This window comes from Cohnella sp., assembly GCF_041641335.1.
In the GTDB taxonomy this organism is placed as follows: Bacteria; Bacillota; Bacilli; order Paenibacillales; family Paenibacillaceae; genus Cohnella.
The window spans coordinates 24,862-37,451 of the sequence record NZ_JBEPYQ010000004.1; the positions used below are offsets into that span (position 1 = coordinate 24,862).

Annotated in this window: 10 protein-coding genes; all 10 read left to right on the forward strand. The window is 37.1% G+C overall.

The window, feature by feature from the left end; all coding sequences use genetic code 11:
* Positions 1-12: 12 nt before the first annotated feature.
* A complete protein-coding gene (locus ACESLM_RS02060) occupies positions 13-2,016 on the forward strand; it encodes a glycosyltransferase (protein ID WP_372629531.1) in 2,004 nt (667 codons plus the stop codon).
* 26 nt (positions 2,017-2,042) lie between these two features.
* Positions 2,043-3,173 (forward strand): hypothetical protein, encoded by a 1,131-nt coding sequence (locus ACESLM_RS02065; protein ID WP_372629533.1) that lies wholly within the window; start codon positions 2,043-2,045, stop codon positions 3,171-3,173.
* A 19-nt stretch (positions 3,174-3,192) separates the two neighbouring features.
* The gene (locus ACESLM_RS02070) at positions 3,193-4,287 is read left to right on the forward strand and encodes a hypothetical protein (RefSeq protein WP_372629535.1); all 1,095 of its coding nucleotides are present in this window, start codon (positions 3,193-3,195) and stop codon (positions 4,285-4,287) included.
* 17 nt (positions 4,288-4,304) lie between these two features.
* Positions 4,305-5,444, forward strand: a complete 1,140-nt coding sequence (locus tag ACESLM_RS02075) for a glycosyltransferase (RefSeq protein ID WP_372629537.1) — start codon at positions 4,305-4,307, stop codon at positions 5,442-5,444.
* 38 nt (positions 5,445-5,482) lie between these two features.
* Positions 5,483-6,580, forward strand: a complete 1,098-nt coding sequence (gmd, locus tag ACESLM_RS02080) for a GDP-mannose 4,6-dehydratase (protein ID WP_372629539.1) — start codon at positions 5,483-5,485, stop codon at positions 6,578-6,580.
* A gap of 19 nt (positions 6,581-6,599) precedes the next feature.
* Entirely contained in the window at positions 6,600-7,760 is a 1,161-nt protein-coding gene (locus tag ACESLM_RS02085; protein ID WP_372629541.1) for a class I SAM-dependent methyltransferase, read from the forward strand.
* Positions 7,753-8,709: a GDP-L-fucose synthase family protein gene (locus ACESLM_RS02090; RefSeq protein WP_372629543.1), complete on the forward strand. Its 957-nt coding sequence runs from the start codon at positions 7,753-7,755 to the stop codon at positions 8,707-8,709. Before ACESLM_RS02085 ends, ACESLM_RS02090 begins: the two co-directional genes overlap by 8 nt.
* Positions 8,706-10,010 carry a sugar phosphate nucleotidyltransferase gene (locus ACESLM_RS02095; RefSeq protein WP_372629545.1) on the forward strand — a complete coding sequence of 435 codons (1,305 nt, stop codon included), beginning with the start codon at positions 8,706-8,708 and terminating at the stop codon, positions 10,008-10,010. The genes ACESLM_RS02090 and ACESLM_RS02095 overlap by 4 nt, the downstream gene beginning before the upstream one ends.
* Positions 10,011-10,105: 95 nt before the next feature.
* Positions 10,106-11,113, forward strand: a complete 1,008-nt coding sequence (locus tag ACESLM_RS02100; protein ID WP_372629547.1) for a glycosyltransferase — start codon at positions 10,106-10,108, stop codon at positions 11,111-11,113.
* A gap of 14 nt (positions 11,114-11,127) precedes the next feature.
* On the forward strand, positions 11,128-12,567 hold the full coding sequence (locus tag ACESLM_RS02105) for a CDP-glycerol glycerophosphotransferase family protein (protein ID WP_372629549.1): 1,440 nt from the start codon (positions 11,128-11,130) through the stop codon (positions 12,565-12,567).
* Positions 12,568-12,590 lie beyond the last annotated feature (23 nt).

The following is a 12,590-nucleotide window of genomic DNA, read 5'->3' on the forward strand; positions in this document are numbered from 1 at the left end:
GAGATGTTGCTAATGTATGACGATGTTCAGCGCATTGTGCATATTAATACCAACGATCTGCGTGGTGGAGCTGCGAAAGTAGCTTGGCGATTAATGAATTGGCAGAACGAAACAGCAAATAGAGCTAAAATGATTGTAGGAAATAAAGAGAGTACATCAATAGATGTAGTCCCGTTCTATACAGAACCGGTTTCCACCAAAATGAGAGCAGTAGAAGAAGGGTATTTGGATTACCATTTTGCAGGTAGTGATCGACTGCGTGAACATTTTTTAATTAGGGAAGGCAGCGTCTTACATCTACACAATCTGCATGGTAATTATTTCAATCCGCATTCCCTGAATGCACTTACTAATTCTAAGCCAACTATATGGACACTTCATGATATGCATGCAATTACTGGCCATTGCGCCTATTCCTATTCCTGCGAGAGATGGATGATCGGATGTGGCGAGTGCCCCGACCTTAAAACTTACCCTGCTATACTGAAAGATAAATCGGATGTAATGTGGCTAGATAAAAATAGGATATATGAACAATCTCAGCTTACTATTGTAACGCCTTCATCGTGGCTTAAGAAACTGGTTGAAAAAAGCAGTTTGTTAAATAGGCATCCTGTCGAACTGATATTTAATGGAGTCGATACTCGTATTTTCAATCCTCGTAATAAGTTCGAAATGAGAAAAAAACATGGACTGCCAGAGGATAAGATCATTATTGGAAGTGTTGCTAATGGAGGGGGAATTCAAAATAAGCGTAAGGGAGGATATTACATAAATGAAGTAATTAATCGTTTGAAGACAACGAATGCTTCGGTTCTCTTCCTCAACATCGGAGATTTTAGGAATACTGATGTAGATAATATGGTATGGAATTCGGGATACATTCAAGATGAAGAGCGTTTGGCTGAGTTATATTCCACTATGGATGTGTTTTTATTTCCTTCCGTAGCGGACAATTGTCCGCTAGTGATTTCTGAAGCTCAAGCTTGTGGAGTTCCGATTGTAAGCTTTGCAACGGGAGGAATTCCTGATTTAGTTCAGCATAGTGAAGATGGGATAGTGGTTCCAACTGGTGATATTAGTGCATTAGTAAAGGGCTTGGAAGCCGTTATTGAGAATTCAGAAATAAGAAATACTTACTCTTCGAGGGCTCTTAAGAAAGCAATTGAGAAATACTCGTACGACAAAATAATGAAACAGTATGACAGATTATATGAGAAAAGCGAAAAAAAATTTCGACCAATAATCTTGACCGACGTTAGTGTCTCATCATCGCCTTCTTCGAAGGCGTTTCCTCGAGTCATTGTACAGAACCATCAGGAGTTGAATATTTCAACGTTTACTTACCCGGGGGAAATAATTGATTATCCGGGATTTTTAACGGAAGAGTTGATTATTGAGAGTAAGGCGGAGCTCGTGTATATTCCTAAAGGGAATATGAATATCGATCCATATTTTCTTAAAAGTTTACTGTCACAGTACAACAATCAGGAAGTCGTATATTCAAAAATTAAAGTCACTCGAAAAGATGGTACGGTGTTCTACAAATGGGCTTCTCCAATTACATATATTGATCGGAATAAATTTACAAATACTGTAAATTGTTTGTTGAGTGATTGTCTAATTTTTAGAACAGACGTTGCCTTGAAGAATCTAGGGAAAATTAATAATGGACAACAAATTGTAGTTAATTATGCTTCGGGAATGAATGATGGATTAATAAATACAACAGTCAGTAATTTTATTAAAATCAAAGAGCCAGAGAAACCTGAGAATCTTTATATTTATGGTGCAGGAAGACACACAATGGATTTGATAGCGAGCGGGGAGATAAATGGCGATATCATTGCTGGAATTATCGATAGAGATGATATTAGCAGAATACCTGAATTGTTCTCAAACCCTGCTAATAAAGTTCTGATCTCATCTGTAACGTATGAACAAGAAATATATGAACAATTGTCCGAGTATTTGACTAATGACCAGATTATTCGATTTTATGGTCAACACGTATAATTTTGGTCAGGGGCTCTGGAGGTATAATGAAAAAAGTTATTATATTTGGATTAGGTAGCGGCTACAATAAAATTATTCAAATATTAGATTATACCAAGGTTGAAGTGATTGGACACACAGATAATGATCTGAAGAAAATAGAAGAATCTAAACTATGTAATGTTATTAAGCCTGAAGAGATTTGTAGACACAGTTTTGACTATATAGTTGTTGCCAGTCTCTTTTTTTCTGAAATTTTTACTAAATTGGTGGGTGAAGGGATAAGCTCGGACAAGATCGTCAATGGAGTTAGTATCTATGATAGTTATCTTCCGGTCCAAAGACTATTAAGTCGGGAAAAAATCGATTTGTTCGTTACAGGTATGTCTTACGCTGCCGGAATTGAAGAAGAACTGTTACGGGTTAATGCAGTTAATCTCGCTTTCGCTGGTCAGGATCTTCTACTGGATTATTGCCTAGCGAAGCAAGTAATACACTCCAGAATAGATAGACTTCCCAAATTCTCAATAATAGGCTTAGCATATTATCAATTGAACTACGAATTCATTAAGACCAGAAAGACAAATGATGCTAATGTCAGAGAAACCAGATTGAAAGCTTTTCCTGGATTAGTGAGTAGATATTATCACCTTTCCTCAAATTATGATCCCCAATATTTTAATGCTTTTTACCAACACCAAGCAGAAGAGGCGCGGTTTTGCGTATATCATTCGGAAATCTTTGTATCTATAAAAGATAAATATACTGCTGCAAAAACAACAATACAAGTAAAAAATGAGAAGCCCAAAATGGTTGTAAATGCAGATCAAAGAAAAGATTTGGCTAAGAAACTATCATCAAAATATTATCATGAATCGGTTCTTAGAAATCAGAATATCCTGGCTCAATATTTAGAACTTCTAGTAATTAACGATATTAAGCCTATTATCGTTATTCATCCGCAACATCCCGATTTTGTGAGGAATTTTTCCCCTTTGATGGTGAATCGATTTATTAATTTATTAGACACTCTCAGGCAGAGCTACAATTTTCAATTAATAGATTGTTTTGAATCAAATATCGTTGGCGATGATGACTTCAAAGATCTGCATCACTTAAGTCTAGAAGGCAACAGGAAATTCACTCAATACTTAAATAATAATATTAATTGGGTATAGGTGTGGAAAGGGGTTTAAGATGTCCAAATTAGTTTATTTGGGTAGGAGTGAAATAAGGGAGAAACTTATTAATTCTGAACTCTTTCCGGAATTTGAAGTAACAGAGATTACGGATCAAAATAGAATGGTGGATAAGAGTGATCTTAATCGAAATGATTATGTTCTGATTTTGGTGGACCCTGTAAAACAGTTGTATAATAATTTGTTAGAGCAGGGATTTAAAGAATCGCAAATTGTGAATGTAGTATGTACATATGGTGCTATTCATGGGATAAACTATTTGTTGTCCAGTTCTCCTATTGAACTTTTCATAACAGGCCTATCTTATGCAAGAGGAATACATGAAGACTTGCTTCCTGTAGAGGCTCTCAATCTATCATATGCAGGACAAGATTTGTTGCTTGATTACTGTATTGCTCGCCACGTCATTGAGACTAGAAAAGCGAATCTGCCCAAATATGCGATAATTGGTCTGTCCTACTATAGTTTTAACTATGAGTTTATTAAAACTCAACCTTCCACTAACAACGAGATTAATTCAACGAGGTGGATTACTTGGCCGGGCCTAGTTTGCCGTTATCGATATTTGTTGAAGTACAATGACGTAACCCCTATCCATGATTTGAGTTCCCATCAAGCGCCGGATGTATCTATCTATCTTGAACATACTAAACTGTATAAGTCCCCTTTGGAATCATTGTATGTCGTACCCTTACCCAAGCGCATTAAAGTTATAAACTCAGAGATGAAGCCTTTCCCAAATGAACGAAGAGTAGAGGCGGCAATACGTGTATCAAGAAAATATTATCCGGATTCAATTACCGTTAATGTTAGGGTGCTTGATAGTTATTTGAGTTTACTCATAGATAATAATATCAAACCAATTATAGTTGTTCACCCGCAGCATTCAGAATATATTAAACACTTTTCCCCACACATGGTTGAACAATTCCGTGCGACAATGCGATCTCTTAAGACAAAGTATGAATTTCAGCTATTTGATTGTTTTGATTCTGGATTGATAAACGATTGTGATTATAAGGATGCAGATCATCTCAATATGAAAGCTCAAATTGAATTTACTGAATACCTTAGCCAAGTAATCGAATGGTAATATTGAGGGGGGAGATCATGAATCGGGATAATAGAGCGAAGATATCCATTATTACAGCTGCTTATAATAGCGAAAGATATATTGAACAAACAATAAAAAGTGTGTTAAATCAAACTTGTTACGCTAGTTTAGAATACATTATTGTTGATGGAGCATCAACTGATCGTACAATGGAGATTGTTAGACGATATAGCGAGTCCATTCATATTGTCATCTCAGAGAAAGATGAAGGAATATATGATGCTTTTAATAAGGGAATTATGGCATCATCTGGTGATTTGATATATTTCCTCAACTCAGATGATTATCTATATGATGAGACAACGTTAGAGCAAGTACTCGAAGCATTCTATCGTTCTCCCCAGGATACAACTGCAATATACGGAAATATACTAAAGATTAATGAAAGTAATGGATATCGCAATCGTGTCGGCCAACGGATGACTGTTGCTGATTTAGAAGCGGGACTTATGCCTCCTCACCCGGGGTTGTTCGTAAGAAGGGAAGTGTTCGAGGAGAATGGATTATTTGATCTTCGATATTCCATTGCAAGTGATTTGGATTTTGTAATCAAGTTATTTAAGGAAAAAGGGGATCAATGTTTTTATTTAGATCGTGTAATATCTGTTTTTCGTATTGGCGGAGAATCCAGCAATATGTCAAACAGAATTAATACAAGAAGGCAAAAGATAGAAATACTAAATAAACACTTCGGTCATAGTAAGGCTAAGGCTCATGAAACGAACGAATTAAATTTAACCTATTATAAAAAATGGCTTGAAATTCTTTTATATAAGAAACAACCTATTTCTTCGGTTATTTGGGATAGAGGAGTTCGAGATGTTGTTATATTTGGAAGTATGGAGATGTCGCTATACGTTCTGAAGGATTTACAGAATAGTGGGATCAAGGTTCATGCATTTCTGGATAACAGCCCCATGCGTCAAGGCTTGGAAATGAATAAAGTGGGGATTTATCCTGTTGAATGGATCAGAGAAAATGTACATCGTATTGATGCGGTTATCTTTGCGTTTGAGGGTAACCATGAAGAAGCAATTAAAGAGCAAGTATTACAGACCTCAACAAGATCAGACCTGCAGATTGTTTCATGGAAACAAATGGTGGTGTGGAATTTAGAGCAAGATACCGATAAATAAATAGAGGAAGTAAGATAACCGAATGAGGGATATACAATATGCAGATTGCTAGACGCAGAGCGCTAATAACCGGTATAACAGGGCAAGACGGAGCGTATCTTGCCGAGTTTCTTTTGTCAAAGGGTTATGAGGTGCACGGCATTAAGAGGCGTGCTTCATCATTTAATACAGATCGAATAGATCATCTTTATCAAGACCCTCATGAAGAAGATATAAGGTTCGTTCTCCATTATGGCGATATGACTGATTCAACAAATATAATTCGTATCGTTCAAGAAGTTCAACCGGATGAGATCTATAACCTGGCGGCTCAAAGTCATGTACATGTTTCTTTCGATACTCCTGAATATACTGCGAACGCAGACGGGATAGGGACACTAAGATTACTAGAGGCGATTCGTATTCTAGGTTTGAGTGAGAAAGTGAAATTTTATCAGGCATCAACTAGTGAACTATATGGCAAAGTTCAAGAAATACCTCAGAGCGAAACAACACCATTCTACCCAAGAAGCCCCTATGCGGCGGCCAAATTATATTCCTACTGGATTACGGTAAACTATAGAGAAGCATATAATATGTTTGCTTGTAACGGTATCCTATTTAATCATGAGTCACCGGTACGAGGAGAAACTTTTGTTACACGAAAGATTACACGCGCGGTTGCAAGGATAAAATATGGACTTCAAGATAGTTTATATCTTGGGAATTTGGACTCGAAAAGAGATTGGGGTTATGCAGGAGATTATGTTGAAGCCATGTGGCTAATGCTGCAGCATTCATCACCTGAAGATTTCGTTATTGCAACAGGTGAAACACACAGCGTTAGAGAATTCATTGAGTGTGCTTTTAGAATTGTAGATATACCTATTAAGTGGCACGGAGAAGGAGTCAATGAAGTTGGATTAGACGCCGTTACAGGCAAGATTTTAGTTCGAATTGATCCTAAATATTACCGCCCAACAGAAGTGGATCTATTAATTGGAAATCCATCAAAGGCTAAAAAGTTGTTGGGTTGGGAGCCTAAGATTGCTTTTCATGAACTCATTACAATGATGGTAGAAGCAGATGTAAATAAGGTCTCCAAGGAAGTTCGGTTTAGAAACGAAGGGAACTTAGCTACTCGTCTTGAGAATTAGTTCTGAGAGGATGAACCCTTTGAAGTTAATTTATGAAGCGGTTAGAGGGGACGTAATTCTATTCGGAACAGGGAGAGCTGCGTCACGCTTTCTCGAGATCGTTCCAATTATGAATATAATTTTTTTTGTTGATAACAACGAGAAAAAATGGGGGGCATTCTTTAATGAACGGCCAATCCATCCTCCTTCTGAGATCATAAAATCAGGAATAAGCGCTAAAGTTATTATTACAAGTGAATATCATGATGAGATTGCTAATCAGTTATTAGGGATGGGACTTGAAGAAAATGTACACTTTTATAAGGCAAAGGATTTATTGTTTGAAGTTTATGGCGGGGCGTATGCACCGGGACATTTTTATTCCCCTGTCCCTGATGTAAAAAAAGTAATAGAAGAGAGAGAGAACATTTTCAGACAAGCAAATACTGATCTGCCCGGTATAAACATTGATATTAAGAAGCAAGTTGAACTTCTCAGAGCGTTGTCTGTTTATTATTCGAGTTTACCCTGGGGACATTCGGATAAACAGTTAAGATTTACTTTTAACAATCGGTTATTTTGTGAAACGGATAGTTTGATATTGTTTTCTTTATTGAGACATCTGCAACCGAAAAGGATCATAGAGGTTGGTGGTGGTTACACGACTGCGCTTATGCTGGATGTCAGGGATATTTTTACAAATGTTGAATTTGATCTCAAGACGATTGAACCCTATCCAGATAGATTGAATAGTTTGCTGGGAGGAACTACGCAAGATTGTTTTGAGTTGATTCAAAAACCGGTTCAGGGAGTAGACCTTAGCTGTTTTGATAAGCTTCAGTCTGGAGATATCTTGTTTGTTGACAGTTCGCATGTATCTAAAGTAGGGAGTGATGTGAATTACATTTTATTCGAAATTATTCCCCGGTTAAAGGAAGGCGTTTATATCCACTTTCATGATATCTTTTTTCCTTTCGAATATCCTGAGAACTGGATTGCAAAGGGAAGATATTGGAATGAGGCCTACTTACTTAGAGCTTTCCTTCAATTCAATCAGAATTATCAAATCGTGTTTTGGAACGATATGGCTCATAAGCTTTTTAAGGACGAAATGGAATCGATGATGCCCTTAAGTGTGAAAAATTCAGGTGGAAGCTTGTGGCTACAGAAGGTGCGAAATCAGGTGACTATAAATGAATAAGAAATCTAAGATTTATGTAGCTGGACATAGAGGTCTTGTCGGTTCTGCTATTGTTAGAAGACTTAAAGAATTCGGTTATAGCAATATTGTATTCCGCACTAGCGCGGAGTTGGATCTGCGAAACTCTACCGAGGTAGAGTCGTTTTTCGATGAGGAGAAACCTGAATACGTATTTCTAGCTGCAGCTAAGGTTGGAGGTATTCTTGCTAATTCAACTTTTCCAGCAGATTTTATACGGGACAATATGGCGATACAAATGAATGTAATTCATTCCTCATATCTATACCAGGTCAAGAAACTTTTGTTCCTTGGGAGTTCCTGTATATATCCCAAATTTGCTCCTCAGCCGATGAAAGAGGAGCATTTGCTTAGTGGATATTTGGAGCCTACAAATGAACCCTATGCAATCGCAAAAATTGCAGGATTGAAAATGTGTGAATCTTATAATCGTCAGTTTGGTACAAACTATCTATCTGTCATGCCAACCAATATCTATGGATTATATGATAATTTCGACTTGCAATCCTCACATGTATTGCCGGCATTAATACGTAAATTTGCGGAAGCTAAGAAATCGAAAAATCGGGCTGTCGAGCTATGGGGGACTGGAACACCGCGCAGGGAGTTTCTATTCGCAGACGACTTGGCCGATGCTTGCCTTTTTATTATGAATAAAGTAAATACGAATGATATTGGATTGTTAAATGTCGGGACAGGCTCGGATATAAGCATATCAGCTCTGGCGGAGATGATTGGAGAAATCGTAGAATATCAAGGATCGATTAGGTATAATACGGAAAAACCAGACGGTACACCGAGAAAACTATTGGATGTATCCAAGTTAACCTCTTTAGGCTGGACAGCTAAAACATCCTTGAAAGATGGGATAAGGTTAACTTATGAATGGTATTGCACGGAATACAAAGAACGAATGGATAATGGTATATGAAATTTATATTATTGTCAGGTGGATCGGGAAAACGTCTTTGGCCTTTATCTAGCGATGCGAGGTCCAAGCAATTCCTGAAAATATTAAAAAATGAAAATGGAACATACGAATCAATGTTACAAAGAGTATGGGGGCAACTAGCTCATATCGGAATAATTTCTGATGTCCATATCGTCGCAAGCGCTTCTCATATCGAAATAATCAAGCAACAACTTGGTTCGGATATCTCGGTAATTATAGAGCCGGAAAGAAGGGACACCTTTCCTGCGATTTCCCTTTCTTGCTTATATCTTAAAGATGTTCTTAAGATACCAGAAGATGAAATTATTTGCGTCCTTCCGGTTGATCCATATGTTGAAAGTGAATATTTTCAAAATATACTTGAGATGGAACGTGTGTTGGAGGCTTCTTCAGCGGAATTAGTTTTAATGGGGGCTCAACCTACGTATCCCTCTGGTAAATACGGCTATATTATTCCTGGAGTTTCAGATAGGGATAAAAGGTATTTTAACGTTCAATCGTTTTTTGAGAAACCTTCTGAGCAACAGGCTGAAAAACTTATTGAAGAACGAGCCCTATGGAACTGTGGCGTATTTGCTTTTAAGCTTTCTTATGTGCTGGATATTATGCGTGAAAAAAAGCAGCCTCTGAGCTTCTCCAAACTTCAACAAACATATGATCAACTTGAAAAAATCAGCTTCGACTTTGCAGTGGTCGAAGAAGCCCAAAAGGTAGTTGCTATTTCGTATAACGGATATTGGAAGGATCTAGGCACCTGGAATACAATTACGGAGGAGATTCAGGAAAATATAATAGGCAGAGGAACTCTTAGCGAGGATAGTCGTAATACTCATATTGTAAATGAGTTAAATATCCCTGTATTTGTTCTAAATATATCGAATGCAGTGATAGCTGTGAGCCATGAGGGCATATTGGTGACGGATAAACCGACAAGTCCACGGCTTAAAGAGCTGATGAAAGATTTCAAGCAAATAACAATGTACGAAGAGCGACACTGGGGTACTTATCGTGTGTTGGACCACCTACTTAAAGATGGGAAACATACCATTACCAAACGCGTGAAAGTTTATGCAAATTCGACTTGGTGCGGTAAAACAAGCGAAAAGGAAATCCATATCATAACAGTCGTTAGTGGTGTAGGGATATTGTCACAATCGAAAATATTAAATGAGTATGGGTTAGGCGAAGTTATTAATATCCATCCTAATCAAGGGTATAACTTCCATTCACGTACCCAAGATTTAGAATTTATTCTTGTACAAATTTTTGAGATTAGTTAACGCCTAGCGGTCCGAATTAAATGTCGAGGATTGCTAAGCTTTTTTGTCATAATTGTCGAAAATATAAGTGTAGGAACTTGGGAAGGAGAACGTTAATGCCTACTATTAGTGTTCTAATGTCCGTATATAATGGTGAAGAGTTCTTGAAAGAATCGATAGATAGCATATTGAATCAAACCTATGAGGATTTCGAGTTCGTTATTGTGGATGATGGTTCCACGGATAGTACGATAGAAATAATTGAGTCCTACTCAGATAAGCGAATAAAAGCCTATCAACTCAAAGAAAATAAAGGTGTGTCCGCTGCATTGCAGTATGGGCTTTCTAAAATTAATGGTAAATATATAGCCAAAGCAGATGCCGATGATATTTACCTTCCGGCACGCCTGCAAAAACAAAAAGAGTATTTGGATAGTCACAAAGATCTTACGCTTGTGAAGACACTTATTGAATATTTTCCGCACGATGAAGCAATATCACATACCAATCGATATAAAGATTTCAAAGCATTCAGGGAGCAGTTTAAAAATACTGTTGTATCCACATCTGACATTGCAGAGAAGCTATATTGGACTTGTTGCATCCCTCATGCCACAATAATGGCGAATGCTCAAGTAGTCAAAAAAATCGGTTATGATACTAGTTTGAGAATGGGCGAGGATTATAAACTCTTTTACCTGATGAACAAATCGGGTTATAAGATGGGGACAGTAAATGAGGTGCTAACTCATGTAAGAGTATCCGCCAACTCACTAACTGTAAAAGAACATTCCTCTTTTTGGAACACGGTATATAAAATAAAAGAACAAGAAATCAGAGCCCTATTTGAAAACGGAAATAAAGTATATTTATGGGGAGCGGGAGCTAAAGGAGAGAGTGTATTTAATTTTATTTTACCTCGAGAACTTGTAATACATGGATTTATTGATTCTGATTTGAATAAACAGTCGAAAGGATTGAACGGAATTCCTGTTTTTTCACCGGATATACTACTTGAAGGTGATAAAGTAATCATAACATCACAACCTGGCCTTTATGCAATTGGAGAGCAGCTAAAGGGGAAAGGTTTTGCGCCTTTGGAAGACTTTATTGGATTCTTCTAAATTGGGAGGAAGAAATGGTTAATTATATTGGTTTTGCATGTACCACAATATTTCACTACTTGCACTTCAAACGAATCTCCTCTCACTTTGACGAACGGGCGATCTTTATAACAGCAACACCGCATTATACGAATAATCGTTATGAGAAATTAGTTGGCTACTTTGAAGATCATGGAATTCCTTACTGCACTACAGCTGATCTAATATCGAGACGTATACTTCTTAAGGCAGTTGTAGCACCCTATTTTCTTCCGGTTTTTAATTTTATCGATAAAGATATTCTTCGTATTCGAATGCTTTACGGTTACGCAAAAGATGCTTGGAATTATGCGGAATGGAATAAGAACTTTGATTTAATTTTGGCCTATGGTCCTTATTCTGAGAGAAAACTAGAGGGGTTCGCCCCCACTATCTCTGTAGGACATCCTAGGTTTATCGGCATAAGTCAAGGCTTGCAAGAAAACGTTTTGAGTATAGACGGTGATTCTCTATCTTATTGGTTAGAGAAAGAACCTAAGGAGACCTTGTTATTTTGTCCGACATGGGGAGATTTATCTTCGTTCGAATGGTTTAAGGCAGCGATAAATCAATTATTAACAAAGTATAAGGTCATCATTAAGCTACATCATGGTATTGCTCTTAGTGGACAATACTCTTTTGATCATTCTGCATTTCCGGGCTTATTTGTTTGTGACGAAACTGTTGATTTATTCAGTCTGTTTCCCGTTAGCGATTTAGTGATTAGTGATTACAGCGGTGCTATCTTTGATGCAATGCTAGCAAAAAAGAAAATTATATTGGCCAACTCAATTTCAGAATCTATTTTGGACACAGGTGTTCTCAATATCAGGAAAATGAGTAATATCGGAGATTTACAGGTTCAAGAACCAAATCAAGAAATGAGTTTGGACGTTCAAATGAGGAGTGTGTTCGCTAATACAAGTAATCCTTCGGAATTGATTGATATTGTAGAGAAAGTACTTGATGAAGATATTGTCGATTATAGTGATCTCAATCTCGATTTATATTCGTATCAGGATGATCTAGCTGCTCTGAGGGCTTATCACGCCATCAAGAAATTAGAAAGTCAGGAAAACAACTTACCAAGGAAGAGCGTAGAAGAGAGTATCGCTTTTGATAAGAATACATTCCAACATTTTATTAATGCTAATAAAGAATGCTCCTTTATTGTTTGGGGGGCAGGCGATATTGGCCAACTAATCGTATCATGGCTTCATCAGAATGATTATACAATTACAGGTATCCTGGATAAAGACCCTAATAAGATAGGAAAAATTTTGCATAATATACCCATTAAATCTCCAGAAAGTTATGAAAGAATGCAACACGAGAAAGTGATTTTTTCCTTTCCAATACAAAACATTGATAGTTTACTATCACAAATGCCTAATATGACTCTAAGTAGCGGACAGTATAATGTTCCATTTAAATAATTTTGGCATAGGAGGATTAGGGG